This is a genomic window from Caulobacter sp. GW821-FHT05F04 (genome assembly GCF_059419665.1).
Window position 1 is genome coordinate 20,341 of the sequence record NZ_JBWKSF010000002.1, and the last position, 24,982, is coordinate 45,322.

Here is a 24,982-nt window from a genome sequence, read left to right on the forward strand (position 1 = left end):
CGCTAAGCCGCCGCTGGGCTCGAGCCGCTGGTCCAGCGGCGCAGGGCCGGCCAGCGCACCGACAGCTCGGCCACGCCGATGAAGCCGGCCAGCACCACCAGGGCGCTGGCGATCAGGCCGGCCTTGAACTCGTGCGGCGAGTCCGGACGGGTGGTCATCGGCCGGATCAGCAGCAGGATCACGGCGTTGTTGGCCGCGTGGGCTCCGATGCCCAGCTCGATGCCGCCCAGGCGCAACGCCATCCAGGTCAGGCCCGCGCCCATGGCCGCGCGGACCAGGAAGGCGTCGATGTTCGGATCGAAGTGGATGGCCGCGAACAGCAGGCCGTTCAGCACCATCAGCACGATGGGGTCGCGGACATAGGCCGCGCTCTGCTTCAGCAGCCAGCCGCGAAACACCAGTTCCTCGGCGGCCGCGGCCAGGATCAGCAGGGCGATGGCCATGGTCGCGTAGAGCGTGCGGCCCACCAGGTTCGGCGAGACCTTCCACAGCGGCGGATCCAGCGACTCGCCCAGGGCGGCGGCGACGCCGGTGACGGCGATCATCACCCCCCCGACCAGGACGAGCCCGCCCAGCAGCAGGCGCCAGCGCACGGGCTGGCCGCGATTGATGTAGTCGGTGATGCGGCGGTGGTGGATGGCGCCGGCCGCGAACACGAAGCCGACCGCCGCGCCCAGGTTCACACCGGCCAGCACGGCCAGGAAGAACAACGACTGCCGCGCCGTCGGCTCGGTCAGGTTCGGATCGGAAAAGACGCTGAACAGGTCGCCGGCCGCCGGCGCGCCGTCCAGGCCGCTGACCACCAGCAGGCTGATCAGGGTGGCGCTGGTCGCGCCCAGCAGGCCCGCCACGGCGCCGGCCAGCATGCCGACCGGCACGGCGAAGACCGTCCGCCACGGGTCGCGGTCATAGGGCGACAGGTCGGCCAGAAAGCGCGAACGCTTCACCGCCTCCATCAGCTCGCCCATGCGCATCGTCCGCTCGCCTCTCGCCACGCGTTGCTGGCTTCCGGGCCGACTAAGAGGGAAGGGGCGCGATCTTGTAAAGCGGGTGCTTGCCGCAGCGCGCGCGGGACGGCACACATCCGGTTACGGGTTGTAAGGGGGGCGGGCATGAGTGACGGGGTTTCGGGCAGGGGCGACACGGGCGCGGGGCGCCGGCACAGGCTGATGCTCGTCTTCGGACTCTCCTGGCTTGGCCGCCGGATCGTTTCGTCGCCGGCGAAGGCCGCCTGATGCGCATCGTCTCGGGCCAGTATCGTGGCAAGGCCATCGTCGCGCCGCCGGGGGAGGCCACCCGCCCCACCTCCGACCGCGCCCGCCAGGCGGTGTTCAACATCCTGGAACACGCCGCCTGGGCGCCGGAGCTGCACGGCGCGCGGGTCATCGACGTGTTCGCCGGCTCGGGCGCGCTGGGGCTGGAGGCCTTGTCGCGCGGGGCCGGCTTCTGCCTGTTCGTCGAGACGGACGACGCCGCGCGCGGCGCGATCCGCGAGAACATCGACGCCATGCACCTGTTCGGCGTCACCCGCGTGCACCGCCGCGACGCGACCGACCTGGGACCCCGCCCGGCCAGCGCCGGAGCGCCGTTCGACATCGCCTTCCTCGACCCGCCCTACGCCAAGGGCCTGGGCGAGAAGGCCGTCGCCGAACTGCGCGCCCACGGCTGGCTGGCCCCCGGCGCGATCCTGATGTTCGAGCGCGGCCGGGGCGAGATCGACCCGGTTCTGGAAGGCTTCGAGCAGATCGACGCGCGCGACTACGGCGCCGCGCGCGTGCTGTTCTACAAGCTGCTCTAACTCACCACGCCTTCGCGCCCACCCGGTTGTCGAGCTGCGCCCGCAGATGGCCCAGCCCCAGCCGGGTGATCCGGTAGGGGCCGCCGTCCTGGCTGGCGATCAGCCGCTTGCGCTTCAGCGACTGGAAGACGCCGACCGTGCAGTCGGTCAGCGCCCAGCCGTCGCGGGTGATGCAAGGCGCCGAGATGATCTTACCCTTCTCGTCGCGTTCGAGTTCGATCCGGCCGCCCTGGGCCAGCGCGTGCAGCGTCCTTTGCTGCGGTTTGGAGATGTTCAAGGGATTGTCCGAGAGATCGAGGCATACGATCGCGCATCCGGCCAGCGGATACGCGGGCGGATAGCGGGCCTAGCGACTTTCGAACCGAGGTTCGGAGCCTGTTAGGCCCGCGCCTCGCGCACAATCTCGGACATGAACCACACAAGAGAGGTTGGTGACGGGAAGATGGGGCAAGAGCCAGCGAAGCTCAAGGTCGGGTCTTCGGCTGGACGTTCGGAACATCCGCGCGAGCCCAAGCGACCGCTACTTCTTGACCTTCGCCGCCGTCGTCTGCCCGACCTTCACCGGCGCGCCCTGCTGGCGGGCCTCGGAAACCAGGCCCGCGCAGTCGGCGTCCTTGGCCTCGCCGGTGGTGATGAGGGGCAGCAACGCCGCCAGCGGGTTGATCAGCGAGCCTAGGGCCGCGGCGACGCCGCCCTGGCCCAAGGTCTTGCTGACGTCGAGGCCGGTCTTGGGGGCCATGATCGGGCCCTTGATGGTGATCGGGATGAACAGGCGCACCAGGCGCGGCTTCTTGCTGTCGCCCTCGATGCGGAAGTCCATGCGCTCGGTGGCGAGGTTCACCGTGCCGCGGCCCTTGGCCAGCACCACGCCAGTGTCGGCGACCAAGGTGGTGGTGGTCATGACGCCGTTCCTGACGTCGAAGTCGGCGACGGCGCAGCGCACCGGCGTCTCCTTGTCGCTCTTGGACAGCAGCAGGAGCAGACCCTTGGAGGCGTTGACGCCCAGCAGCTCGGCGAAGGCCTGGCGGATCTGGCCGCGCGGGGCGACCAGGGTGACCGAGCCGTCGGCCGTGGAGGCGGCGCGGTGGACGCTGTTGCCCGTGCCGGTCAGCTTGGCGCGGGCCATGACCGCGCCCTCGATGGCCGGCCTGCCCTGGCTCTTGATCGGGATGAAGTCCTCAGTGCGGCCGTTCAGCAGGCGCACGTCGATATCGGTCTTCGGCGTGGCCGGGCGGGCGTCGAGGCGCACGGTTCCCTTCAGGTCGCCGCGCGAGAAGGTCAGGGCCAGCGGGTCGACGGTCAGCACGCCTTTCTCCAGGACCACCTCCGCGCTGACCTTGCGCAGCGGCAGATTGGGCGCGTTCACGGTCTCGGCGCGGTAGCTGACCTTGGCGTCCATGGCGCGGATACGTTCGACCTGCAGGGTGGCGTCGGGCAGCAGGCGCTGGGTGGCGTCACGTTGCGCGGCCTCGACCTTCTGGCCGGCCGAGGCGGTCTCGCCGCGACCGGTGGCCGGAGCGGCGCCGAACAGGCTGCCCAGGTCGTCGAAATCCAGCCGGCGCGAGCGCAGGTCGGCTTCCAGATAGGGCCGCTCGCGACCCGTCAGCACGAAGAGGTCGCCACGGATGTCGCTGTCGCCCACGCGGCCCGACAGCTTTTCGAAGTCGTAGCGGTCGCCCCTGCGGACCAGATGGCCCGAGACCTTGTAGGGCGGGGTGTTGGGCAGGGTCAGGCCGGTCAGGTCGTGCAGGCGGTTCAGGTCCGCGCCGGATACGGTCAGCTGGGTCTCGAAGCGACCCAGATCGAACGGCTTGATGACCTTGCCCTGCGCCGTGACGCGGGTCGAGCCGGCGCGGATGTCGGCGTCGAACGGGTAGGGACGGCTGGGCGAGATGTTCAGCAGCGGGCCGCCGGTGACCTGGGCGACGAAGGCGGACCGGTTCAGGCTGCCCTTGCCCTCCAGCACGAAGCGGCCGCCCCTGTCGCCGGCGCGTTCCTGGGCGTTGACCGTGCCGACGAACAGCGCGCCGCGCTGGCGGTCGTCGACCCGCAGCTGGCCCTCGTTGATCACGAAGCGCTGGACGGCCGGCAGCTTCAGCGGCTTGTCGCTCTTCCTCGCGCCGAAGGTCCAGTTGGCCCGGCCGTCCTTGTCGCGCAACAGGCGCACGTCGGCCTTGTCGATGGCCAGGAACGGCAGGATGACCTGGCCGCGCAGCAGCGGCAGGATCTTGATCTGCACCGCGATGCGCTCGACCTGGGCCATCTGGCCGGCCTGTGGATCGACCGACTTGGCCCAGGCCGGCTGGCCGATCCGCACGCCAAAAGCCTCGGCCTTGGGCGAGAACGACCAGGGATGGACGCGCAGGTCGCCGGTGATCGCCACCTCGCGCTGCAGCTGGGCCGAGGCGTAGCGGCCGATCGGGCCGCGCAGCCAGTTCCAGTCGAAGACGACCAGGAAGACGATGATCGCCGTGACCAGGGTCAGAGCCGCGCCGATGCCGATCCGGGCGCGCCGCGACAGGCCTCGGAACGGGTTCCGGGGCGGCCTGGGCGCGGGCGTGACGTCGAGCGTGGACAGGATCGTGGCTCCGGTTGAACCCACACAACGCGTGAGCCGGGCGATCCTGTTCCAATTTGAAGCGAAACGACCTTCAGGCCGGTTCCGGGATCAGCCCGTCAGTAGACGAGACCGATCCGGCAGACGACCACCCCCGCGATGATGAAGACGGCGATGGCCACGAGTTCATAGGCCTTGAAAAACGGCCGGCTTGGCGTGCGCATGATGAATAGTTCCCCCGTCCCATTTTGGTGCAACTCGACGCTTCCGGCGCAAGGGCGGCGCCACCCACTTTGGGGTTTAAGGCGCCTTTCCGGGCCAGATCAGGTAACCGGCCTCGTCGCGCCCGGCGGCGACGTAACCGGGGTAGGGAGAGCCGTAGCCATACGGCGGCGGATAGTTCTCGCCCTGGCCCCCACGGCCATAGGCGTAACCGCCGCTGTATGAGCTGCTCTCGTACGCGTACTGTGATCGCGAATTGCGACTATCGTACCGGCGCTCGCCGTAGCGATCACCGGCATGGGCGTAGCCGCCCGGATAGCCACGGTCCGCGCAACCGCCGCAGCCGCCACAGTCGGTCGTGTACCCGCCCTGGTAACCGCCCTGATACCCGTAGGCGGGCGCGCCCTGCGTCTGGACGTCGAGGCGACCGCCGCCATAGCCGTGACCGTAGCCGCCGCCATAGGCGCTGTCGCACTCGATACGATCCCAGCGATAGGCGCCGCCCGGACCGGTGACCCGGCGTGAGAAGCACTGGCCGGGCGCGGCGTTGGGCGGCAGGATCTCCGGACCCGGCGGGCCGCCGACGCCGCCAGGGCTCGAACCGGCCAGCGCGGGCGCGGCCGTCAGGACGGCGGCCGTGGCGAGGGCGATCGTGGTCAGGCGGCGAAAGGCGATCATGGGCGACTCCGGACGAGGGTTAACAAAACATTTCCAGCGCGGTCGCGAGCGTCCTTTCACCCGTCGCGCGAGCGTGGCCGTGGCGGCTTCCCCTCACGCCGCGAGACGGGTAGCGTTGCGTCAAACATCTGTTTGAGGGGCGGCCATGGCGATCGAGGCGGTGATCTGGGATTTCGGCGGGGTGTTCACCACCTCGCCGTTCGAGGCCTTCCGCCGCTACGAGACCGAGCGCGGTCTGCCCAAGGACTTCATCCGCACGGTCAACGCCACCGACCCCGACGTGAACGCCTGGGCCCGGTTCGAGCGGGCCGAGATCGACGCGGCGGCCTTCGACGGTCTGTTCCTGGAGGAGGCGACGCGCCTGGGCCATGCGGTCCGGGGCGCCGAGGTGCTGCCGCTGCTTTATGGCGACCTGCGGCCTCGGGTGCTGGAGGCGCTGAAGGCCTGCAAGGCGCGGTTCAAGGTCGGCTGCATCACCAACAACGTCCCCACCGGCCATGGACCCGGCATGGCCCAGAGCGCCGAAAAGGCCCTGGCGGTCGGCGAGATCATGGCCCTGTTCGACGCGGTGATCGAAAGCTCCAAGGCCGGGGTGCGCAAGCCGGATCCGCGCATCTACCAGATGATGTGCGAGCGGCTGGGCGTCGCGCCGGATAGGTGCGTCTACCTTGACGACCTGGGGATCAACTGCAAGCCGGCGGCGACCCTGGGCATGACGGCGATCAAGGTGTCGGGCGAGGCTCAGTTGTTGGACGACCTTGCCCAAGCGACCGGTTTGGCGTTCTGAGAGGGAAACCCCAGAAGCCCGTGCCCCACGGGCTTCTCTTCATCGTCGGAAGAGAAAACCCATGCCCCGTCCCAAGATCGGCGCAGACGCCGCGCTCGCCCAGCTTTCCGGCTGGAGCGCGGCTTCCGGCAAGGACGCGATCACCAAGACCTTCAAGTTCGCGGACTTCAATCAAGCCTTCGGCTTCATGACCCGCGTGGCGCTGATGGCCGACAAGCTCGACCATCACCCGGAATGGTTCAACGTCTACAACCGCGTCGAGGTGCTGCTGACGACGCACGACGCGGATGGTGTGACGGACCTGGACGTGACGCTGGCGAAGTTCATGGACAGCGCCGCCTAGGACTTTCCTCTCCTTCTGGGGGAGGTGGATTCGCGCGAATACGCGCGGAGACGGAGGGGGTCTGTGTAGGCGAGACCGAGCTGTCCCCCTTCCCCAAGAGGGGGAGGAGAGATTTCGGCTTCCCCTGTTCTCATGCCCGGTTCAAACTGTTGTTTGAACAATCGGGAGGACGCCGCATGGCGCAGAGCACGGGCCGGGTCGCCGGCAAGAAGGCCTTCATCACCGGCGGGGCCCAGGGCCTGGGCGCGGCGGCGGGGCGGATGCTGGCCAAGGAAGGCGCCAAGGTCGCCCTGGCCGATCTCAACCTGGCCGGCGCCCAAGCCGTGGCCGACGAGATCAACGCCGCCCACGGCGCGGGCACGGCCTTTGCCTACCTGCTGGACGTCACCCAGGAAGACCAGTGGATCGAGGTGCTGGAAAAGGCCGCCGGCGACATGGGCGGCCTGTCGGTGCTGGTCAACAACGCCGGCATCGGCGGCGACGGTCCGATCGAGAGCCTGGATTTCGCGCTCTGGAAAAAGGTGATGTCGGTCAATGTCGACTCGGTGTTCCTGGGCGCCAAGCACGCCCTGACCCACATGCGGGCCCACCAGCCCGGTTCGATCATCAATCTGAGCTCGATCGCCGGCCTGATCGCCAACGGCAACTCGCCCGCCTACAACGCCTCCAAGGCGGCGGTCTGGCTGCTCAGCAAGAACATCGCGCTGTACTGCGCCAAGATGAAGCTCGACATCCGCTCGAACTCCATCCACCCGACCTTCATCGACACCCCGATCCTGGAGGGCTTCACCTCGCGGTTCGGCAAGGAGGAGGCCTTCGCCAAGCTGGCCCGTCAGGTGCCGCTGGGCCGCATCGGTGAGCCGAACGACATCGCCAACGCGGTGCTCTATCTCGCCAGCGACGAGAGCAAGTTCATGACCGGCGCCGAGATCAAGGTCGACGGCGGCATCTCGGCGATGTGATGGGATAAATCCTCCCCCGTGTCGCGGGGGAGGATCTTGCATCTCAGCGCGGCGCGCGTTTCGCCAGGATCCGCTGCAGCGTCCGCCGGTGCATGTTCAGCCGGCGCGCCGTTTCCGACACGTTGTGGCCGCACATCTCGTAGACGCGCTGGATGTGCTCCCACCGCACGCGGTCGGCGCTCATCGGGTTTTCCGGCGGCACCGGAGCCGCGTCCTTGGCGGCCAGCAGGGCGCGGGCCACGTCGTCGGCGTCGGCGGGCTTGGAGAGGTAGTCGACCACCCCCGCTTTCACCGCCGCCACGGCCGTGGCGATGTTGCCGTAGCCCGTCAGCATGATGACCTTGGCGTCGGCGCGGGCGTCGCGCACCGCCTCGACCACCTTGAGGCCCGAGCCGTCCTCCAGCCGCATGTCCAGCACCGCGTGGGCCGGGGCATGGCTGCGCAGAAGGGTCAGGGCCTCGGCCACGGACGCGGCCAGCGTCACCTCGAACCCTCGCTGCTCCAGCGCTCGACCCAATCGGGTCCGCAGCGGAGCGTCATCATCCAACAAGAGCAGCGTCTTGTCCGGCAGCGCCGAAACCAGCTCACCGATATCCGCCATAGAAGTCCGCGCCTCCCCAGCGCCAATACTCAACAGGCCAAATAACAACCCATACTTTCGTGCTTCCGCGTCGTACTCAAGCCCCCGCGAAACCAGGAGCTTCCAAGGCCGGACGAGGCCAGCGCGCCGAAACCACCGCCCCCCCCCGGCGACCATTACGGAAATCCACTGTCGCGCCGGTTCGTTCCAGCAAGGTCTTCGCGATAAAGAAGCCCAGACCCATGCCGATGTGCCCCGTTCGCGAGCCTTCCGCGCCCGGACGGGTCGTGACATAGGGCTCGCCCAGCTTGGCCAGCACCTCCGGCGAGAAGCCCGGACCGTCGTCGCGCGCCTCGATGACGATGTAGCGAGCGTCGAAGCGGGCGATGACGATCACCTCGCCCCTCGCGAAATCGACCGCGTTCTCGACGATGGAGGTCATGGCGTGGATGATCTCCGGGCGCCGCCAGATGTCCGGGGCGGTCTCGCCCGAAGGACCGTTGACGACCGCTTCCACGCGGACGCCATGCACCAGGTGCGGCTCGATCACGTCCTGGACCAGCTGCACCAGGCTCATGCGCTCGTGCACGGCGTCCTGGGCCTCGGGCATCTCGGTCAGGCGCTGGAGAATCTCGCGGCAGCGGGCCGCCTGGCCGATCATCAGCTCGGCGTCCTCGCGGGTCTGCTCGTCGGGCGCGTTGCGGGCCATTTCGCGGGCCACCACCGAGATGGTCGCCAGCGGCGTGCCGAGCTCGTGGGCGGCGGCCGCGGCCAGGGCGCCGAGGGCAGATAGACGCTGCTCCCGGGCCAGCACGGTCTCGGTGACGTTGAGGGCCAGCTCCATCCGCGCGGACTCGCTGGCCGCCTGCCAGGCATAGGCGGCGGTCAGGATGATGCCGACGATCCGCGCCGACACGATGGTCCACAGCATCAACGGGTTGGGCTCGAACGGCCACGGACGGCCGTTTATGGTCGGCAGCGGCATGTGGAAGATCGCCAGCAGCACCGAGGCGGCGATGGCCAGGGCGCCCAGGCCGAAGGCGTAGCGGGCCGGCAAGGTCGCCGCCGCCAGGGTCACCGGCGCGATCAGCAGCAAGGCGAAGGGGTTGTGCGCGCCGCCGGTCAGATAGATCAGGCCCGACAGCTGCAGGATGTCGAAGGCGATCTGGGCGGTGGCCTCGCCGTCGCGGGCCAGGCGCTGGCCGCTGGAGGCCAGGCCCAGCAGCACGTTCAGCCAGGCCGAAAGGGCGATCAGGGTGAAGCACAGCGCCCACGGCACCTGCAGCTTCAGAACCAGTCCGGAAATCAGCAGAACGGCGGTCTGGCCGACCACCCATAGCCAGCGCTGCGCCAGAAGGGTTCGCACCCTTAAGCGTCCGCGGCGCAGTCCTGGAGCTGTCCAGGACCAGGCGTCGTCTTGCGCCGGTTCGTCGCCCGGCTTATCGAGCCCTTTGTGACGTTGATCGTCGGGCGCTCTCGCGAACGATACGTCAGTCATGGTCGCAGGATTGTCCAGAATTGCGCGCTTTGCGAGAGCAAAAGGACAAGCGGCAAGAAAAGGATGAAAAGCACATGCCTCGCCACCGCCTTGTCCTGATCCTGGCCTGCGTCCTGGGGCTCGCCGTGACCGCGGGCCTGGCGTGGCGCGCCGGCGTGTTCAAGTCCCAAGCGTCCGTCGCGGTCGGCGGGCCGTTCCAGCTGGTGAACCAGAATGGCGTTCCGACCACCGAGAAAGCGCTGAAAGGTAAATGGAGCGCGGTGTTCTTCGGTTTCACCTACTGCCCCGACGTCTGCCCGGGCACGCTGCAGGGCCTGGCGGCGGCGACCGACCAGCTGGGTCCCAAGGCCAAGGACCTGCAGATCGTCTTCATTTCGATCGACCCTGCCCGCGACACGCCCCAGCAGATGAAGACCTATCTGTCGGCCGACTATGTGCCGAAGACGACGATCGGCCTGACCGGGACGCAGGAGCAGGTCCAGGCGGCCGCCAAGGCCTACAAGGTCTACTACGCCAAGGTCGGCGACGGCCCCGGCTACACCATGGACCACTCGACGGCGATCTACCTGATGGACCCCAAGGGGCGCTTTAAGACGGTGATCCCCTACAACCTGCCGCCGGCGGATATCGCACGCCGGATCGCCGACGCGATGCGCGAGGGCTGAGAACGCTACCACTCCGGCGTGAGGCGGCCCCATGACGCGGCGCCAATCGCTGTGAAAGGTAGACTCTCTTAGGCTTTGGCGTGCTATGTTGCGATGCAACATCGCGAGTGCGCCATGCTCTACGCTCTACATGAGGCGGCTTATTACGCCTCCACGCCGATGCGCCTCGCGGCGCGGGCGGCCCGGGACTTCTGGGGATCGCCGCTGAATCCGGCCGCCGACTCGGCCGTCGGCCGACATATGCACGCCGGCGCGGATCTGTTCGCCAACGTCACGCGCCGCTACGGCAAGCCCAAATGGAACCTGGACACGATCAGGGTCGGCCAGGTCGACGTCCGCGTCCGTGAGACCGTGGTCTGGCAAAGCCCCTGGGCGCGGGTGATCCAGTTCGACCGCGACATGGCCGACATGCGCCGGGCCGGGAAGTTTTCGCTGGATCCCGCCGTGCTGATCGTCGCCCCGCTGTCGGGCCACTACGCCACCCTGTTGCGCGGCACGGTCGAAGCCTTCCTGCCCGACCATTCGGTGTTCATCGTCGACTGGGTCAACGCCCGCAACGTCTCGGTGCTGGAAGGCCGCTTCGACTTCCACGACTATATCGACCACATCATCGAGATGCTGGCCGTGCTGGGGCCGCGCCCGAACGTCGTGGCCGTCTGCCAGCCCGGGCCGCCGGTCCTGGCCGGCGCCGCCCTGATGGCCGAGCGGAACCATCCGTCACGCCCGGCCAGCATGACCTTCATGGGCTCGCCGATCGACGCGCGCCTGTCGCCGACCGTGACCAACCAGCTGGCCGAGGAAAAGCCGTTCACCTGGTTCCAGTCGAACATGATCTACACCGTTCCGCCGCCCTATCCGGGCGCGGGCCGGCGCGTCTATCCGGGCTTCGTCCAGCTGGCCAGCTTCATGAGCATGAACGCCGAGCGCCACCAGGAGGCCCACCGCCGCTACTTCGAGCACCTGGTGACCGGCGACGGCGACAGCGCCGACAAGCACCTGGAATTCTATGACGAGTATTTGTCGGTGTTGGACTTGACGGAGGAGTTCTATCTCCAGACCATCGACATCGTCTTCCAGCAGTACCTGCTGCCCAAGGGCGAGCTGACGCACCGCGGGACCTTGGTGAAGCCCGAGACGATCACCGACATCGGCCTGATGACGGTCGAGGGCGAGAACGACGACATCTCCGGCATCGGCCAGACCCAGGCCGCCCACGGCCTATGCGCGAACATCCCCGACGACCTGAAGCTGGACTATGTGCAGCCCGGCGTCGGCCACTACGGCGTGTTCAACGGCCGCCGCTTCCGCGAGGAGATCTATCCGCGCGTGCGCCGCTTCATCCGCAAGTGCGACCCGCACTTCGAGGAAGAGGCTTAGGGGCCGAGCGACCGTCCCCGCCCTTCGACAGGCTCAGGGTGAGGACGAATGTTGGCGCCGCGCTAGTGTCCTTATCGATTCCGAAGTTCGTCGGAGCTTGCCACAAGCGCTTGCGAACTTCGGAATCGGGACACTAGAAATCCTCACCCTGAGCTTGTCGAAGGGCGAGGATTGCGGGCCCGCTTGCGGCGCGAGCCAACGCACCCGATCTTAAGCCCCGATGTTCGCGCTCAAGGCCCAACGCTTTTCCGACGGTGATCGACTGGAGATCGGCGGCTGGCCGGTTCGCCTGCGGGTGGACGGCCGGGCGCGGCGGATTTCGCTGCGCGTCGACCGGGCCCGGTCCGAGATCGTCGCCCTGGCTCCCAATCCTAAGCGCCTGAACGAGGCCGTGGCCTTCGCCCAGGAGAAGTCCGGCTGGATCGCCAAGCAGCTGGCGGCCCTGCCCGAGCGGATGAACCTGGCGCCCGGCGGGATCCTGCGGCTCAACGACAAGGCCTATCGCCTCGAGGTCGGTCCGGGGCGGGCTCGCCTTGACGACGCCCATGGCGATGGACCCCGCATCGTCGCGCCCGACGACGCCAACTGGGGGCTGAAGGTCATCCGCCTGGCCAGGCGCGAGGCGCTGGCCGTGCTGACCGAGCGCACCGCCGTCCATGCCGCGGCCCTGGGCCGGCCGATGCCGTCGGTGGCGGTGGCCGATCCCAAGGCGCGCTGGGGCTCCTGCCGGCCGGCGACATCCAGGGCTCCGGCGGCGATTCGCTACAGCTGGCGCCTGATCCTGGCCCCGGCGGTGGTGGCCGACTACGTCGCCGCCCACGAGTGCGCCCACCTGATCGAGGCCAACCACGGGCCGCGCTTCTGGGCGCTGTGCGAGCGGCTGGCCGGTGATCCCGCGCCCCACCGCGCGTGGCTACGGGCCCACGCGGCGGAGCTGCACGCGATCGGGGCTTCGCCGACCTAGTAGGGCAGCTGGTCCGCCGGCGGGGCCGCGCCGGAGGGGGTTTCGGCCGCCGGGCCTTCCGGACCTGGGGTGGTGTTCATCAGATCGCCGATCGGGTCGGTGTTCTCGACCGGCGGAGGCTCGACCATGCCGCCCGGGATTGGGGTGGCCTTCAGGCGGGGCAGGGCGGCCGACATGAAGGTGCGCCAGATCTCGGCCGGGGCGCCGCCGCCGGTGACCCGCTTCATCGGGGTGTTGTCGTCCTTGCCGGTCCAGACGGCGGTGACAAAGCCGCCCGTGTAGCCGACGAACCAGGCGTCCTTGTAGTCGCTGGTCGTGCCGGTCTTGCCGGCGATGTCATAGCCGGCGACCTTGGCGCGCGTGCCGGTGCCCGAGGCCACGACCTGGCGCATCATCTGGTTCATGTACTGCAGGGCCGGCGAGCCGATCACGGCCGAGCGGGCCTGGCGATCGACGCTGTGGTCGTACAGCACCTTGCCGCTGGCGGTGCGGATGCGCTCGATGCCGTAGCCCTTGGCCATGAAGCCGCCGTTCGAGAACGGGGCGTAGGCCTGGGCCATCTCCATCGGCGAGACCTCGACCGCGCCCAGGGCCATCGACGGGTCCAGCTGGATCTTGCTGGTGATGCCGAGACGACGGGCGGTGGCGGCGACATTGCTGGTGCCGACCTCGTTGGCCAGCCGCGCGGCGACCGTGTTGATCGACTGAGCCAGGGCCGTCTGCAGGGTGATCGGGCCCAGATACTTGTTGGTGTAGTTCCTCGGTTCCCAGTTGCCGATCTTGACCGGCTCGTCGACGACCATGACGGCGGGCGTGCGGCCCTGCTCCATGGCGGTCAGATAGACGAACGGCTTGAAGGCCGAGCCGGCCTGACGGCGGGCGGTGGTGGCGCGGTCGAACTGGCTGTCGGCATAGTCGGCGCCGCCGACATAGGCGCGAATACGGCCTTCGCCGTCGATGGCGACCAGCGCCGCCTGCTGCACGCCCTGGGCCCCGTGGCCATCCACGCCCAGCTTCACGGCGCGCTCGGCCGAGACCTGGATCGGCAGGTCCAGCGTGGTCTCGACGACCAGGTCCTCGGTCGGTTCGCCGACCAGCGAGCGGACCTGGGCGTCGATATAGTCGGTGAAGTACTGGGCGCGCTGGTTGGCCAGGGTGGCCGAGACCCGCACCGGCTCCTTGAAGGCCTCGTCGCGCTGCTCGGGCGTGATGGCCTTGATGCGCACCATCTCGTCGAGGACGATGGTGGCGCGGCGGGCGGCGCGCTCCTTGGCCGAGACCGGCGAATAGCGGGCCGGACCCTTCATCATTCCGGCCAGCAGCGCGGACTCGCCGATGGTCAGGTCCTTGGCGGGCTTGTTGAAGTAGCGCTGGGAGGCGGCCTCGATGCCGTAGGCGCCCGCGCCGAAATAGACCCGGTTCATGTAGAGGGCCAGGATCTGCTTCTTGCTGAACTTCATCTCCAGCCAGACGGCCAGGATCAGCTCCTGGGCCTTGCGGCGATAGTTCTGGGCCGGGCTCAGGAACAGGTTGCGGGCCAGCTGCTGGGTGATGGTCGAGCCGCCGCGCTGCGGGCCGTCATGGGTGGCGTTCCACGCCACCGATCGCATGATGCCCCAGGGGTTGAAGCCGAAGTGGTGGTAGAACTGCCGGTCCTCGATCGCCACGAAGGCGGCCGGCACGTATTCCGGCAGGGCGTCGATATCGACCGGCGGCGCGTACTGGCTGCCGCGCACCGCCAGCAGGGCGCCCGAGCGGTCCAGATAGTTGATCGAGGGCTGGCGCTTGACGTCGTAGAGCTTGGACGTGTCCGGCAGATCGCTGGCGAACACCGCGAAGAAGGCGACGATGAAGATCAGGCCCCAGACGCCCAGGACCGTGCCCCAATAGACGAGGGCCTGGAGCGGGGTGCGCTGCGGCCTGGCCGCCTTGTTCCCGCCGAAGGGTCCGTTCGCCATGGTCTTCCTGTTCCAAGATGCGGCCGCGAGGAGGCTCACGCTCGCGCGTGTTCCGTTTAGCCGAAGCCCACAGAACGCGCGACAAGATTGACGAGAGGTAAATGCGACCCGAGGCGCTCTTGTGGCGCTCGACCGATCGTGGCGATATGCTACCTGGAATTGAGTAAGCGAGAGGCGCGGTGATCATGACGTCCTGGGGGCCCCAACACTTGGCCTGGGGGCCGGACGCTGCCAAAAGAGCGCCCGTGTATGTTCCTCCCGAATCCCCAGAACTCGACCACGCCCGCGACGTCTTGCGGCGCACCTTCGGCCACGCCGATTTCCGAGGCATGCAGGCGGGGGTGATCAACGAGATCCTGGCCGGGCGCAGCGCCATGGCCGTGCTGCCGACCGGCGGCGGCAAGAGCCTGTGCTATCAGATCCCGTCGCTGATCCGGCCCGGGCTGGGTCTGGTGATCTCGCCGCTGATCGCGCTGATGGCCGACCAGGTCCAGGGCCTGCGCCAGGCGGGCGTGGCGGCCGAGCGGCTGGACAGCAACGTCTCGATGGACGAGCGCTCGGACATCTGGCGGCGCATCGACGCCGGCGAGGTCGACCTGCTGTACCTGTCGCCCGAAGGCCTGATGCAGCCGTGGATGCTGGATCGCCTCTCGCGCACGCCTCTGGCCCTGGTCGCCGTCGACGAGGCCCACTGCGTTAGTCAGTGGGGGCACGACTTCAGGCCCGAATACCGGATGATGGGGCGGCTGGCCGAGCTGTTCCCCAACGTGCCTCGCCTGGCCGTCACCGCCACCGCCGACGCCCGGACCCGCGACGACATCCGCGCCGAACTGCGCCTGCAGGGCGCGGCCGAGTTCGTCGACAGCTTCGCCCGGCCCGAGTTGGCCCTCTCCGCCGAGCGCAAGCGTGGCAAGGGCCATGACCGGGTGGTCGAACTGGTGCTGGAACGTCCTGGCCGGGCCGGCGTCGTCTATGCCGGCAGCCGCGACTCCACCGAAAAGCTGGCCGAGAAGCTCAACGCCGAGGGCGTTCCGGCCCTGGCCTATCACGCCGGCCTCGACAAGGCCGTCCGCGCCAAGCGGCTGGAGGACTTCCTGGAGGCCGACGCCGCGGTGATGGTGGCGACGATCGCGTTCGGCATGGGCGTCGACAAGCCCGATGTCCGCTTCGTGATCCACGCCGACCCGCCGGCCGCCATCGAGGCCTATTGGCAGGAGGTCGGCCGCGCCGGCCGCGACGGCCAGCCGGCCGAGGGCATCACGCTCTACGGCTCGGCCGACATGGCCTGGGCCGGCCGCCGGATCGAGACCAAGGACGCCCCCGACGAGGTCAAGCAGGCGCAAGGCCGCAAGCTGCGCCAGTTCTATTCCATGCTGGAGGGCGTCACCTGTCGCGCCGCCGCCGTCCGTCGCTATTTCGGCGAGGAGGGCGTGGCCCGCTGCGGGGTCTGCGACGTCTGCGTCTCGCCGCCGACCGGCATCGACGCCACCGAGGCCGCTCAGAAGGCGCTGTCGGCCGTCCACCGCATGGGCGGCCGGTTCGGGCGCGGGCGCTTGATCGAACACCTGCTGGGCAAGACCAAGGACGTCACGCCGCAGGAGGCGCAGCTGCCGACCTTCGGCATCGGTCGCGAGTTCAGCCAGCCGGTGTGGCGCGACCTGTTCGACACCCTGATCTTCGAGGGCCTGCTGCGCGAGGATCCCAATGACGGCCGGCCGTTGATCGGCCTGGGCGACGTCGAGGGCGTGCGCCAGGTCTATCGCGGCGAGCGCCGCGTCGCCCTGCGCCAGATGGCCGAGGCGCCGGAGACCGGCCGCTCGACGGGCGCCCGCAAGCGCCGCGAGGGCAAGGCCCTGACCATCCCGACCGAGAACCAGGTCCTGTTCGAGGCCCTGCGCGCGTGGCGCAAGGAGCAGGCGCAGGCGCAGCACGTGCCGCCCTACGTCATCTTCCACGACGCCACCCTGGCCGAGATCGCCGCCGCGCGTCCGGCCACCCTGGCGGCGCTCGGCAAGTCCGGCGGCGTCGGCCAGGGCAAGCTGGATCGTTACGGCGAGGCGGTTTTGAAGGTCGTGCGGGAGAACTAGACGGCTCCCCGCGCGTTAGCTCCCCGTCAAGCCGAGGAGCCTCCCCCCATGACCGACGTCAGCAGCTTTACCCCGAACGACGCCTCGTCCGCCGCCGCTGCGGCCGTTGACGAGGCCAGGAAGACGACCGCCGAAAAGACCAAGCGCGCCAAGGAAGCGGTGACCAAGTCCGTCAAGTCGGCCCGCGAGACCGCCACCGAAGTTGCCCAGCAGACCCGCACCTTCGCCGAGCAAAAGGCCAAGGTCGGCGCGGCCTGGACCCGCGACAAGGCCCAGGTGGTTCATCACACCGCCGAGGAACACCCGATCGGCGTGGCCTTCGGCGCGTTCGCCATCGGCCTGGGCGTGGGTTTCCTGATCGCGCGGAACCTGGACTAGCCAGACCTTTAGAGACTCAGGCGCTCGGCGTTCACGCCCGCGGCCCGCAAGGCCGCGAGGCGGGCGAACGCCAGCGTCAGGGCCTTGCGACGCGCTGGCGCCAGGGGCGTGAGCGGGGCCTCGCGCACGACCGCGCCGCCGAAGCCGTCGGCGACGACCAGCCCCGGCTCGTCCGGCAGGACGCCCTCCGGGAAATGCGGCGCGACGGCGAAATAGAACGCGTCGCAATAGGGTGCGTACTCGCCCCACTTCCGGTCGACCCGGAAGTCCTCCAGCCCCGACTTCACCTCGACGATCAGCACGTCGCCCTTGGGTCCCAGCGCCATCAGGTCGGCGCGTCGTCCATTGGGCAGGGTGACTTCAGCGAGCGGCGCATAGCCCAGATCCACCAACAGTCGCGCGGCGCCGCGCGTCACGTTCAGGGTGGTTTCAGGCCGGCTCTGAAGCTGGATAATCACGTCCATCGACGGAATAGTGTTCCAGCTTTGTTCGCGGATCAAGAGGGGCGCTAAGGCGCTGGCTGCTTCGTCGGCCGCAGCATGCCCACGTCATAGCCAAGCGCCTTGGCCCGCGCGGTCAGCGCCGCGCGGTCAGCTTCGGTCGGCAGCTCGCGCGACAAGAGCCACAGATAGCGTCCCGAGCCCTCGCCGACGATCGACCAGCTGTAGTCGTCGGCGTGGTCCATGACCCAGTAGTCGCCGAAGAACGGGCCGAAGAAGCTGACCTTCAGCTTGGCGTTGGTCGTGATGTCCACGACCTTGGCCTTGCCCTCGGCGACCTTCACCGGGCCGTCCACGGCGCCCTGGCGGCAGGTGTTGAGCACGCGGATCAGGCCGTCGGGGCGCCTGGAATATTCGGCGGTGACGCCTTCGCAGCCCTTCTCGAAGCGCATGTCGTAGCGGGCGACCTCGTACCACTTGCCCAGGTAGCGATCGAGCTCCACGGCCTTGGCCGGCTGCGGCGGATTGGGATTGCCGCTAGGGCCGGAGACGCAGGCGCTCAGCGACAGAACGAGCGGCAGGGCGAGGAGGGCGGCGCGCATGAAGACTCCGGGGCGTGAACGCGTGACCAGATACGACGGCCCGCGGCCGCCGGATGATAGCGCGGTCCAAAAACGACGACCGCCCCGCCGGGGTTCCGGCGGGGCGGCTAAGCTCTGGCGCCGGGGCGCGACTACTCGGCGGCGATGCTGACGGCGCCGACTGGACGATCCTTGAAGTTGATGGCTTGCAGGTGGCGGATGCCTTCCTCGGCGATGTCGTCGCCGACCATCCGCTCGCCCTCACCCTTCAGTTCGTCGAGATCGACATACATGGCGTAGAAGGCCTTGGTGCGGTCGGTGATGATGCCTGCGTTGAGCAGCGTCTTGACCAGCACCCGGAAGATGTTGGTCTGCTCCTTCATGTTCTCCCGACGCACGTCGTCGGTCATGATCTTCCCGTACTCCTCGACCACCTTGTCGGGATCCAGGCCGAATTCGGCATAGAGGTCCAGCTGCTGGTGCGGCGAGACGAGGTTGAACAGCAGGGTCTGGAAACAGTGCGCCGCCCAGTCCTCGATGATGGCGTGTTCCTCGGGCGACAGCTTGGGCACGGTGCGGTCGGCCCAGATCTTCCCGAACTTGTGGTGGAAGGCCTCGTCGGTCATCACCAGCTGCAGCAGGCGCTTGCCCACGGGATCGTTGATATTGTTGTAGAAGGTGGCGAAGGCGCCCATGGCCAGACCTTCGACCAGCATCTGCATGCCGATGATCTTCTTGTAGACCTCGGGCGCGCCGATGATCTCGACCAGCAGGGTCTTCAGGGCGGGGCCGCATTCGACCGGCTTGCCCCAGCGGGCCTTGATGTATTTGGCGAAGGCCGTGACGTGGCGGGCCTCTTCGCGCGTCTGGTTGGCGGCATATTCCTGCGCGCCCTGGTCCTTCAGCACGTGGCACAGGCTGGCCGACAGGTTCAGCGCGCCCTGCTCGCCGTGCAGGATCGACGAGAAGCTGCGCAGCACCGACTGGTTGATGAAGCGGATGCGCGTCTTCGGGTCGGACAGGTGGTTGGAGACGTAGTCGGTCGACAGGGCGATGACCATGTCCTCGGGAACCAGGGCCTGGTTCTCCATGTCGAACGGCTCGTCGAAGTCGATATAGGTCTTGTCCAGCGGATCCCAGAAGTGGTCGTGGGTCGCCGAGATGATCTTGTCGAAGGCGCTGGAGCGGTTGCCGTAGCGGTCGAGTTCGAGCATCGACTCGAAGTCGTCCGGCGCGACCGCGTCGTACATGGCGTCCTTGGTGATATTCCGGTCTTTAGAGATTGGGTCGGTCATGTCGGCGCTCCCTATCGGCCGTGCGATGTCCAGCGGGCAGGGTCCGTCTTGCGCGGATCTCGGCCCATCTGAACACTGTCAACTCAGTTGAGCGGACGGGTCAAACAAAAAATGACGGAGGCGTCAGGTTTGCTGGCGTGGCTGGGCTGGGACGCGGCCAGCCTCTCTAGGCGACGCTCGCGGCGCCCCGCTCGCACCAGCCCAGCGGACGCGGCGTCTTGTCGAGATAGAAGCGGTGGTTCTCGTCCAGGCGGAAGCCGGCCGCCTGGACCGCCGCCGAGACCGGCCGCGTCAGGTGACAGCCGCCCGCCAGGCGCTTCCACAGCGGTTCGATGCGTCGCTGCCAGCGCGCCGTACCGGCGTCGGGCGTGAGGCCATGCTCGCAGAACAGGAAGCGGCCGCCCGGCCGCAGCACCCGCCGAGCCTCGGACAAGACGGCGGCGGGCGAGCGGACCGAGCACAGGGTGAAGGTGCACTGCACGGTGTCGAAACGGGCGTCGCCGAACGGCAGGCTCTCGCCCTCGCCCGCGACGATCTCGACCGCCAGGCCCTCGGGGCGCGGGGCGGCCTGGGCGAGGGCGCGCAACTCGGCGGAGGGGTCGACGCCGGTGACGCGGGTCACCGTGGCCGGGTCGTAAAAGGCGAGATTCAAGCCGCCGCCGACGCCGAGCTCCAGCACCTTGCCCCACGCCTGGGGCACGATCTTGGTCCGCTGCTCGCGAAACGCCGGCGCGCCGCAAGCGCAGCACAGCAGCTTGGGCAGGATGTAGCGCTCGTACAGCGTCGCCATGGCGTTTTCCCCCTTTTTTGAGTTGGCAGCAGAGCGGCGCGGGGCGGGTTTGGTCAAGCCGGCCTGCTGTCAGATCTGGCAGCAGTGCGCTTTATTCGGAAACGGCCAGTCGCTTCGGAGTTCTCCCCATGCCCAAGCCCCTCAAACCGCCCGCCGAGGAGGCCGAAGGCGCGTGCGCGTGCGGGGCGGTGCGGGTCGCCATCGGCGTGCCGGCGCGGTGGGCGTTCCACGACCACTCGGCCGCCAGCCGCCGCGCCCAGGGCTGCGCCTATGTCACCTACACGGCCAGCTACCGCAGCCGCTTCCGCTGGCTGGAGGGCGAGGACCTCGTCACCCGCCACGAGCACGAGGGAACGACCCGGGGCTTCTGCAGTCGCTGCGGGACGCCGATCTTCATGGAGCGCAAGCGCGCCCCGACCATGATCAACCTGCCGCGCGCCCTGTTCGAGACCCGCACCGGCCGCGAGCCGCGCTACCACACGTCGCTCGACCAGGCGCCGGACTGGGCCTATGGCGGCGGCAAGCTGGTCCCGCTGAAGGGCTATCCGGGCGTGATGTGGGAACGGCCGAAACCGAAGGCCAAGCGCAAGGCGCCGATCGACGACTTCCTCTAGCGCCCTTCCAGCGCCGCCAGCACGGCCGGCTGCACGCGGGCCAGTTCGGCGAGGCGTTCGATCAGGGCGTCCTTGCTGTCGAGGGCCAGGCCGTCGCGCAGTTTCGCCATGCGCTCGCGGACCTTGGCCAGGTCGGCGGCGTTGGCGGCGGTGACCACGGCCGCCTGATGCTTGCAGGCCCCGAACTTCTCGAAGCCGGGGCAGGTGCACAGGCCTTCGCCGGCCGGAGCCCACAGCTGCACGACATAGAGATCGCCGACGCTGCCGGTGACGTGGGCGGTGACCTTCTCGTCCTCGATCGAGACGAGGTCGACGGCGCCGGCCTCGGCCATGGCCGCGCCGGTGTCGAACCAGCGCTCGTCCATGCGCTCGCGCCAGGTGTCGGTGTCGAAGAGTTGGCTGGGATTGGGGCTCATGCCTCGTCCTCGATGCGGTGGATGTCGTCGTCCGACAGGCCGAAATGGTGGCCGATCTCGTGGACCAGCACGTGGGCGATCAGGTCACCGAGGCTGACGTCGCCGCGCTCGGCCCACTCGTCCAGGATCGGACGGCGGTAGAGAAACACGCGCGACGGCTCGGTTCCGTAGTCCAGCACCGAGCGGCGGCCCAGGTCGACGCCCTGATAGAGGCCGGTCAGCTCGAAGGCGTCCTCGATGTCCAGGCCGTCCAGGACCTCCTCGGCCGCGAAGTCGTCGACCCGGATGACCACGTCGCCGGTCAGCTTGCGGAATTCGTCGGGCAGGGCGTCGAAGGCCAGCCGGGCCAGGGCGGCGAAGTCGTCGAGCGACGGGGCGAGGCGGTCGGACCAGGTCATGGGTCTCCAAATAGAGCGATTGGAGCGTTAAGCCACCGGGTGTCGCGATGAAATCGCGACCGACCGCCACACCCGACCTTGATCGCGCTCTGGTCATGGCCCGACTAATCTGGGATTCTGATTCGACGACCCGCTGGGGTAAGCGACGCGCCTGATGACTTCGTACGACCTGATCCTCGCGGCCGTGGCCGGCGCGGTTTGTCTCGCCATCTGCGTCACCCTGTGGTCGCTGGGGCAGCGCCGCGGCTATGAGGCCCGCATCGCCGCGCTGAAGGCCCGCCTTAGCCTGCAAGGCGGCGACGCCCTGGACGCGCCCGCCTGGGTCGAAGCCTTCGACACCGCCGTGATCGCCGTCGAGGGCGGCCGCGCCGATCTGGCCGCCGGGGCCGAGGGTCTTTCGGCCTGCGCCCAGGTGCTGGGCGTGGAGGCCCGCGTCGACGCGGTGATCGCCGCCCTGGGCGGGGCCGATCCCGACCATGCCCACAAGCTGACGGCGCTGTTCGAGCGCGGCGAAGCCTGCGCGTTCGAAGCGCGCGGGGCCGCGGGCTGGGTTTCGGTCGAGGGCCGCGCGGTCGGGGCGCTGGCCTGGCTGCGCCTGATGGCCGGCAGCGGCGGCGATTCCGGCCTGCCGTCGGCGTCCCGCTTCGCAGCCTTCGTCGACAGCGTGGCCGAGCCGGCCTGGATCGCCGGGGCCGACGGCCAGGCCGTCTGGGGCAACGCCGCCTTCGTCCGCGCCGTCGGGGCCAGCTCCGCCTCCGCGGCCGCCCTGGCCGGCAAGAGCTTCGACCGCGCCGCCGACGCCCTGGTCGTCGAGGCCGTCGAGAAAAGCGCCAACGGAGAAGGCCGCCGCGAGGCCGTGCGCTGGATCAACCTGGAAGGCCGCCGCCGCGCGTTCCGCCTGTCGGCCCAGCCCCTTGAAGGCGGCGGGGTCGGGGTGTTCTGCGCCGACGTCACCGAGATCGAGGATGTCCGCGACGCCTTCAAGAAGCACGTCGAGGCCCACGACGAGACCCTGAACCACATCGCCGAGGCCGTGGCGATCTTCAGCGCCACGCGGCGGCTGTCGTTCCACAACACCGCCTTCGCCGAACTGTGGGGCCTGGAGCCGGCCTGGCTGGCCGACCGTCCGACCCATGGCGAGATCCTGGATCGCCTGCGCCAGCGCCGTCGCCTGCCCGAGACCATCGACTACGCCGTCTGGAAGGCCGCCGAGCTGGCCCGCTACGAGGACGTGGGGCCTCAGGCCGACGACCTGTGGCACCTGCCCGACGGGCGGACGCTGAAGGTGGTGCGCCAGCCCCATCCGCTGGGCGGCATGCTGCTGATCTATTCCGACATCACCGGCGAGCTGCGCCTGAAGGCCCAGTACAACGCCCTGATCCAGGTGCAGCAGGCCACGCTGGACAAGCTGAACGACGCCGTCGCGGTGTTCGGTTCTGACGGGCGCCTGCGCCTGCACAACGAGGCCTTCGAGACCTTCTGGAACGTCAGCGCCTTCGCCCTGGAGGCGGCCGGCGACTTCGAGGGCGTGGTCGAGCTGTGCGTGCCGCGCCTGCACGACCTGGCCTTCTGGCGCGAGCTGAAGGGCCGGGTGGCCGATCCCGATCCGCAGATGCGCGCCCCGACCTCGGGCGAGGTTCGCACCTCGGACGACCGCATCGTCGTCTATCAGAGCCGGCCGCTGCCGGACGGCGCGACCCTGATCGCCTTCGCCGACGTCACCGACACCCGCGACCTGCAGTCGGCCCTGGCCGACCGGTCAGCCGCCCTGGCCGAGGCCGAGCGGCTGAAGCGCGACTTCGTCGGCAACGTCAGCTACGAACTGCGCACGCCGCTGACGACGATCATCGGCTATTCGGAGCTTCTGGAGCGCGCCGACGGCATCTCCGAGCGCGGCCGCAACCACGTGGCCGCCGTCCGCGCCGCCGCCACCCAGCTGGCCCGCTCGATCGACGACGTGCTGGACATGGCCCAGATCGACGCGGGCGAGATGGCGCTGGAGATCGGGGACATCCGCGTCTCCGACCTGCTGCTCAACGCCCAGGAACACGCCCTGAAGGACGCCCAGCTGGGCGCGGTGACCCTGGCGGTCGAGTGCGACGAAGAAGTCGGGCTAATCCGCGGCGACGGCAAGCGCCTGGCCCAGACCCTGGACCACCTGGTCGAGAACGCCCTGCGCCAGACCCCGCCGGGCGGCCGCGTCACCCTGTCGGCCCGCCGCGCGCTGGGCGAGGTGCGCCTCGACGTCTCCGACACCGGCCGGGGCGTGCCGTTCCACGTCCAGGCCCATATCTTCGACCGCTTCGTCGGCCGGGATCGCGGCGGGCCTGGCCTGGGCCTGGCCCTGGTCAAGGCGCTGGTCGAGCTGCATGGCGGCTGGGTGGCGTTGGAGAGCGAGCCGGGTGCCGGCTCGACCTTCACCTGCCACCTGCCCGAAACTCAGCAGCCTGGCGCGATGCAGCCGGAGCTGAGCTTCTAGTGCTGCGGGCGACGGTCCTCATGGCGGGGTTGCTGCTGGCCGGTTCCGCCGCCGCTAGCGACGGTACGGCGACCTTCAAGGACTGGTGGGCGGCCTGCGACAACGTCCGGGTCTGCACGGCCTATGGCTTTCCGCCGGACGAAGAGGGCGGCGCGGTCCTGCGCGTCCGTCGCGCGGCGGAAGCCGGCGCGATCCCCGAGTTCGACATCAACCTCGCCGCCGAGGCGGGCAAGGGCATCAACGGTCCGCTGAGCCTGGCCGTGGACGGCAAGGCCGTGGCCCGCACCGGGGCGCCGGAGGGTTCCGACGACGATTTCCGCGGCTGGACGGTCAGCCCCGCGCAGGTTCCGGCGCTGCTGGCCGCGATCGCACGCGGCCGGGCCCTGACGGTGCGGTCCGGCGATCGGACAGTCGTCACCCTGTCGCTCAGCGGCGGCTCGGCCGCCCTGCGCTGGATCGATGATCGGCAGAAGCGCGCCGGCGGCGTCACCGCCCTGGTCGCCAGGGGGCCGTCGCCGGCCTCGGCCGTACCCGCTCCACCGTCCCTGCCGGTCATCCGCGCCGCCAAGCCGGTCAGCCAGACCGGTCTGACCGACACGCCGCCCCGGGCCGTGCTGGACCGCCTGAAGGGCTTCGAATGCGAGGCCAAGCCGCCGGAGGCGCCATCGTCCAGCCGCCTGGCGTCGGGCATGGTGCTGTGGACCATCCCCTGCTGGGTCGGGGCGTATCAGATCAGCTCGGCCCTGGTGCTGGCCGACGAGAAGGGCGGCCATGTCCGCCTCGTCGACCTCGGCGGGCCTGGAGATGTCAAGGAACGAGCCATGGCGACCAGCGCCGAGTTCGACGCCGACCGCCAGGAACTGCACAGCTACGCCAAGGGCCGAGGCGTCGCCGATTGCGGGATCGCCACCACCCACGCCTGGACCGGAAAGGCCTTTGTGTTGACCGAGCGCACCGAGCTGTCGGCCTGCCAGGGGCTGTCGCAGGACTTCTGGGTCACCACGTTCCGCGCGCGCTGAGCGTCGGACATAAAGATATCTTTATGCGTTAATTGCTAGGAAGGGTCGGGCGCGCTATAAGCCGCTCAAGATCCCATCCGACCGCAGGAGCCCGAC

The 24,982-nt window shown here is 69.1% G+C and carries 26 protein-coding genes and 1 pseudogene; 13 read left to right on the forward strand and 14 right to left on the reverse strand.

Annotation, left to right across the window (positions count from 1 at the left end):
* Positions 1–2: 2 nt before the first annotated feature.
* Positions 3–974, reverse strand: coding sequence for a CPBP family intramembrane glutamic endopeptidase (locus tag AC07R7_RS04460; protein WP_494634294.1), 972 nt, complete (start codon positions 972–974; stop codon positions 3–5).
* A 260-nt stretch (positions 975–1,234) separates the two neighbouring features.
* Here AC07R7_RS04460 and rsmD point away from each other — a divergent pair, with 260 nt between their 5' ends.
* Positions 1,235–1,798, forward strand: coding sequence for a 16S rRNA (guanine(966)-N(2))-methyltransferase RsmD (rsmD, locus tag AC07R7_RS04465; RefSeq protein WP_494634295.1), 564 nt, complete (start codon positions 1,235–1,237; stop codon positions 1,796–1,798).
* 1 nt (position 1,799) lies between these two features.
* Here rsmD and AC07R7_RS04470 read toward each other — a convergent pair whose 3' ends face one another.
* The 4 genes from AC07R7_RS04470 to AC07R7_RS04485 all read right to left on the reverse strand — a co-directional run bounded on the left by AC07R7_RS04470 (position 1,800) and on the right by AC07R7_RS04485 (position 5,255).
* A complete protein-coding gene (locus AC07R7_RS04470; RefSeq protein ID WP_492888245.1) occupies positions 1,800–2,075 on the reverse strand; it encodes a YjhX family toxin in 276 nt (91 codons plus the stop codon).
* 243 nt (positions 2,076–2,318) lie between these two features.
* Entirely contained in the window at positions 2,319–4,400 is a 2,082-nt protein-coding gene (locus AC07R7_RS04475; protein WP_494634296.1) for an AsmA family protein, read from the reverse strand.
* 74 nt (positions 4,401–4,474) lie between these two features.
* Entirely contained in the window at positions 4,475–4,579 is a 105-nt protein-coding gene (locus AC07R7_RS04480) for a hypothetical protein (protein ID WP_492837548.1), read from the reverse strand.
* A gap of 76 nt (positions 4,580–4,655) precedes the next feature.
* A complete protein-coding gene (locus tag AC07R7_RS04485) occupies positions 4,656–5,255 on the reverse strand; it encodes a hypothetical protein (protein WP_494634297.1) in 600 nt (199 codons plus the stop codon).
* A 145-nt stretch (positions 5,256–5,400) separates the two neighbouring features.
* Between AC07R7_RS04485 and AC07R7_RS04490 the strand changes: the two genes are divergently transcribed.
* From AC07R7_RS04490 to AC07R7_RS04500, 3 genes are all read left to right on the forward strand, one after another.
* Entirely contained in the window at positions 5,401–6,042 is a 642-nt protein-coding gene (locus AC07R7_RS04490; RefSeq protein ID WP_494634298.1) for an HAD-IA family hydrolase, read from the forward strand.
* 61 nt (positions 6,043–6,103) lie between these two features.
* Positions 6,104–6,385, forward strand: a complete 282-nt coding sequence (locus AC07R7_RS04495; protein WP_494634299.1) for a 4a-hydroxytetrahydrobiopterin dehydratase — start codon at positions 6,104–6,106, stop codon at positions 6,383–6,385.
* A 176-nt stretch (positions 6,386–6,561) separates the two neighbouring features.
* Positions 6,562–7,347, forward strand: a complete 786-nt coding sequence (locus AC07R7_RS04500; RefSeq protein WP_494634300.1) for an SDR family oxidoreductase — start codon at positions 6,562–6,564, stop codon at positions 7,345–7,347.
* A 43-nt stretch (positions 7,348–7,390) separates the two neighbouring features.
* Here AC07R7_RS04500 and spdR read toward each other — a convergent pair whose 3' ends face one another.
* Both spdR and AC07R7_RS04510 read right to left on the reverse strand, forming a co-directional pair.
* Entirely contained in the window at positions 7,391–7,948 is a 558-nt protein-coding gene (gene spdR, locus AC07R7_RS04505; RefSeq protein WP_492888238.1) for a stationary phase response regulator transcription factor SpdR, read from the reverse strand.
* A 76-nt stretch (positions 7,949–8,024) separates the two neighbouring features.
* Complete coding sequence (locus AC07R7_RS04510) at positions 8,025–9,425, reverse strand: ActS/PrrB/RegB family redox-sensitive histidine kinase (protein WP_492837541.1); 1,401 nt, start codon at positions 9,423–9,425, stop codon at positions 8,025–8,027.
* A 74-nt stretch (positions 9,426–9,499) separates the two neighbouring features.
* On the opposite strand from AC07R7_RS04510, the gene AC07R7_RS04515 reads away from it, so the two are divergent.
* The 4 genes and pseudogenes from AC07R7_RS04515 (at position 9,500) to AC07R7_RS04530 (ending at position 12,431) form a co-directional block, all read left to right on the forward strand.
* The gene (locus AC07R7_RS04515; protein ID WP_494634301.1) at positions 9,500–10,090 is read left to right on the forward strand and encodes an SCO family protein; all 591 of its coding nucleotides are present in this window, start codon (positions 9,500–9,502) and stop codon (positions 10,088–10,090) included.
* A 114-nt stretch (positions 10,091–10,204) separates the two neighbouring features.
* Complete coding sequence (locus tag AC07R7_RS04520) at positions 10,205–11,467, forward strand: polyhydroxyalkanoate depolymerase (RefSeq protein ID WP_494634302.1); 1,263 nt, start codon at positions 10,205–10,207, stop codon at positions 11,465–11,467.
* Positions 11,409–11,650: pseudogene (locus AC07R7_RS04525) on the forward strand (hypothetical protein); the annotation flags it as partial. The gene AC07R7_RS04520 and the pseudogene AC07R7_RS04525, both read left to right, overlap by 59 nt.
* Positions 11,651–11,687: 37 nt before the next feature.
* Positions 11,688–12,431, forward strand: coding sequence for a YgjP family zinc-dependent metalloprotease (locus AC07R7_RS04530; protein WP_492888234.1), 744 nt, complete (start codon positions 11,688–11,690; stop codon positions 12,429–12,431).
* Here the strand turns inward: AC07R7_RS04530 and AC07R7_RS04535 are convergent.
* Entirely contained in the window at positions 12,428–14,389 is a 1,962-nt protein-coding gene (locus AC07R7_RS04535; RefSeq protein WP_494634303.1) for a transglycosylase domain-containing protein, read from the reverse strand. The genes AC07R7_RS04530 and AC07R7_RS04535 overlap by 4 nt on opposite strands.
* Positions 14,390–14,634: 245 nt before the next feature.
* Between AC07R7_RS04535 and recQ the strand changes: the two genes are divergently transcribed.
* On the forward strand, positions 14,635–16,476 hold the full coding sequence (gene recQ / locus AC07R7_RS04540) for a DNA helicase RecQ (RefSeq protein ID WP_492837536.1): 1,842 nt from the start codon (positions 14,635–14,637) through the stop codon (positions 16,474–16,476).
* A 48-nt stretch (positions 16,477–16,524) separates the two neighbouring features.
* Complete coding sequence (locus AC07R7_RS04545) at positions 16,525–16,854, forward strand: hypothetical protein (RefSeq protein ID WP_494634304.1); 330 nt, start codon at positions 16,525–16,527, stop codon at positions 16,852–16,854.
* An 8-nt stretch (positions 16,855–16,862) separates the two neighbouring features.
* On the opposite strand, the gene mmcB is transcribed toward AC07R7_RS04545, so the two are convergent.
* The 4 genes from mmcB to AC07R7_RS04565 form a co-directional block, all read right to left on the reverse strand.
* Positions 16,863–17,318: a DNA repair putative endonuclease MmcB gene (gene mmcB, locus AC07R7_RS04550; RefSeq protein ID WP_492837534.1), complete on the reverse strand. Its 456-nt coding sequence runs from the start codon at positions 17,316–17,318 to the stop codon at positions 16,863–16,865.
* A 44-nt stretch (positions 17,319–17,362) separates the two neighbouring features.
* The gene (locus tag AC07R7_RS04555; RefSeq protein ID WP_494634305.1) at positions 17,363–17,896 is read right to left on the reverse strand and encodes a lipocalin family protein; all 534 of its coding nucleotides are present in this window, start codon (positions 17,894–17,896) and stop codon (positions 17,363–17,365) included.
* Between the two features lie 131 nt (positions 17,897–18,027).
* Positions 18,028–19,170: a ferritin-like domain-containing protein gene (locus AC07R7_RS04560; RefSeq protein WP_494634306.1), complete on the reverse strand. Its 1,143-nt coding sequence runs from the start codon at positions 19,168–19,170 to the stop codon at positions 18,028–18,030.
* Between the two features lie 166 nt (positions 19,171–19,336).
* Positions 19,337–19,960, reverse strand: a complete 624-nt coding sequence (locus AC07R7_RS04565) for a class I SAM-dependent methyltransferase (protein ID WP_494634307.1) — start codon at positions 19,958–19,960, stop codon at positions 19,337–19,339.
* Between the two features lie 128 nt (positions 19,961–20,088).
* Between AC07R7_RS04565 and AC07R7_RS04570 the strand changes: the two genes are divergently transcribed.
* Positions 20,089–20,574 (forward strand): GFA family protein, encoded by a 486-nt coding sequence (locus tag AC07R7_RS04570; protein WP_494634308.1) that lies wholly within the window; start codon positions 20,089–20,091, stop codon positions 20,572–20,574.
* Here the strand turns inward: AC07R7_RS04570 and AC07R7_RS04575 are convergent.
* The gene (locus AC07R7_RS04575) at positions 20,571–20,990 is read right to left on the reverse strand and encodes an SWIM zinc finger family protein (RefSeq protein ID WP_494634309.1); all 420 of its coding nucleotides are present in this window, start codon (positions 20,988–20,990) and stop codon (positions 20,571–20,573) included. The two genes, AC07R7_RS04570 and AC07R7_RS04575, sit on opposite strands and share 4 nt — an antisense overlap.
* Positions 20,987–21,388, reverse strand: coding sequence for a metallopeptidase family protein (locus tag AC07R7_RS04580; RefSeq protein ID WP_492888225.1), 402 nt, complete (start codon positions 21,386–21,388; stop codon positions 20,987–20,989). Before AC07R7_RS04580 ends, AC07R7_RS04575 begins: the two co-directional genes overlap by 4 nt.
* A 154-nt stretch (positions 21,389–21,542) precedes the next feature.
* On the opposite strand from AC07R7_RS04580, the gene divL reads away from it, so the two are divergent.
* Together divL and AC07R7_RS04590 are read left to right on the forward strand one after the other, a co-directional pair.
* Positions 21,543–23,867 carry a cell cycle protein kinase DivL gene (divL, locus tag AC07R7_RS04585; RefSeq protein WP_494634310.1) on the forward strand — a complete coding sequence of 775 codons (2,325 nt, stop codon included), beginning with the start codon at positions 21,543–21,545 and terminating at the stop codon, positions 23,865–23,867.
* A gap of 20 nt (positions 23,868–23,887) precedes the next feature.
* Positions 23,888–24,886: a DUF1176 domain-containing protein gene (locus AC07R7_RS04590; protein WP_494634311.1), complete on the forward strand. Its 999-nt coding sequence runs from the start codon at positions 23,888–23,890 to the stop codon at positions 24,884–24,886.
* Positions 24,887–24,982 lie beyond the last annotated feature (96 nt).

What these genes read in the sequence shown, in the direction of transcription:
- AC07R7_RS04460 (WP_494634294.1), bottom strand. Translation starts at nt 974, where the DNA reads ATGCGCATGGGCGAGCTGATGGAGGCGGTGAAGCGTTCGCGCTTTCTG.
- rsmD (WP_494634295.1), top strand. Translation starts at nt 1,235, where the DNA reads ATGCGCATCGTCTCGGGCCAGTATCGTGGCAAGGCCATCGTCGCGCCG.
- AC07R7_RS04480 (WP_492837548.1), bottom strand. Translation starts at nt 4,579, where the DNA reads ATGCGCACGCCAAGCCGGCCGTTTTTCAAGGCCTATGAACTCGTGGCC.
- AC07R7_RS04485 (WP_494634297.1), bottom strand. Translation starts at nt 5,255, where the DNA reads ATGATCGCCTTTCGCCGCCTGACCACGATCGCCCTCGCCACGGCCGCC.
- AC07R7_RS04490 (WP_494634298.1), top strand. Translation starts at nt 5,401, where the DNA reads ATGGCGATCGAGGCGGTGATCTGGGATTTCGGCGGGGTGTTCACCACC.
- AC07R7_RS04495 (WP_494634299.1), top strand. Translation starts at nt 6,104, where the DNA reads ATGCCCCGTCCCAAGATCGGCGCAGACGCCGCGCTCGCCCAGCTTTCC.
- AC07R7_RS04500 (WP_494634300.1), top strand. Translation starts at nt 6,562, where the DNA reads ATGGCGCAGAGCACGGGCCGGGTCGCCGGCAAGAAGGCCTTCATCACC.
- spdR (WP_492888238.1), bottom strand. Translation starts at nt 7,948, where the DNA reads ATGGCGGATATCGGTGAGCTGGTTTCGGCGCTGCCGGACAAGACGCTG.
- AC07R7_RS04510 (WP_492837541.1), bottom strand. Translation starts at nt 9,425, where the DNA reads ATGACTGACGTATCGTTCGCGAGAGCGCCCGACGATCAACGTCACAAA.
- AC07R7_RS04515 (WP_494634301.1), top strand. Translation starts at nt 9,500, where the DNA reads ATGCCTCGCCACCGCCTTGTCCTGATCCTGGCCTGCGTCCTGGGGCTC.
- AC07R7_RS04520 (WP_494634302.1), top strand. Translation starts at nt 10,205, where the DNA reads ATGCTCTACGCTCTACATGAGGCGGCTTATTACGCCTCCACGCCGATG.
- AC07R7_RS04530 (WP_492888234.1), top strand. Translation starts at nt 11,688, where the DNA reads ATGTTCGCGCTCAAGGCCCAACGCTTTTCCGACGGTGATCGACTGGAG.
- AC07R7_RS04535 (WP_494634303.1), bottom strand. Translation starts at nt 14,389, where the DNA reads ATGGCGAACGGACCCTTCGGCGGGAACAAGGCGGCCAGGCCGCAGCGC.
- AC07R7_RS04545 (WP_494634304.1), top strand. Translation starts at nt 16,525, where the DNA reads ATGACCGACGTCAGCAGCTTTACCCCGAACGACGCCTCGTCCGCCGCC.
- mmcB (WP_492837534.1), bottom strand. Translation starts at nt 17,318, where the DNA reads ATGGACGTGATTATCCAGCTTCAGAGCCGGCCTGAAACCACCCTGAAC.
- AC07R7_RS04555 (WP_494634305.1), bottom strand. Translation starts at nt 17,896, where the DNA reads ATGCGCGCCGCCCTCCTCGCCCTGCCGCTCGTTCTGTCGCTGAGCGCC.
- AC07R7_RS04560 (WP_494634306.1), bottom strand. Translation starts at nt 19,170, where the DNA reads ATGACCGACCCAATCTCTAAAGACCGGAATATCACCAAGGACGCCATG.
- AC07R7_RS04565 (WP_494634307.1), bottom strand. Translation starts at nt 19,960, where the DNA reads ATGGCGACGCTGTACGAGCGCTACATCCTGCCCAAGCTGCTGTGCTGC.
- AC07R7_RS04570 (WP_494634308.1), top strand. Translation starts at nt 20,089, where the DNA reads ATGCCCAAGCCCCTCAAACCGCCCGCCGAGGAGGCCGAAGGCGCGTGC.
- AC07R7_RS04575 (WP_494634309.1), bottom strand. Translation starts at nt 20,990, where the DNA reads ATGAGCCCCAATCCCAGCCAACTCTTCGACACCGACACCTGGCGCGAG.
- AC07R7_RS04580 (WP_492888225.1), bottom strand. Translation starts at nt 21,388, where the DNA reads ATGACCTGGTCCGACCGCCTCGCCCCGTCGCTCGACGACTTCGCCGCC.
- divL (WP_494634310.1), top strand. Translation starts at nt 21,543, where the DNA reads ATGACTTCGTACGACCTGATCCTCGCGGCCGTGGCCGGCGCGGTTTGT.
- AC07R7_RS04590 (WP_494634311.1), top strand. Translation starts at nt 23,888, where the DNA reads ATGGCGGGGTTGCTGCTGGCCGGTTCCGCCGCCGCTAGCGACGGTACG.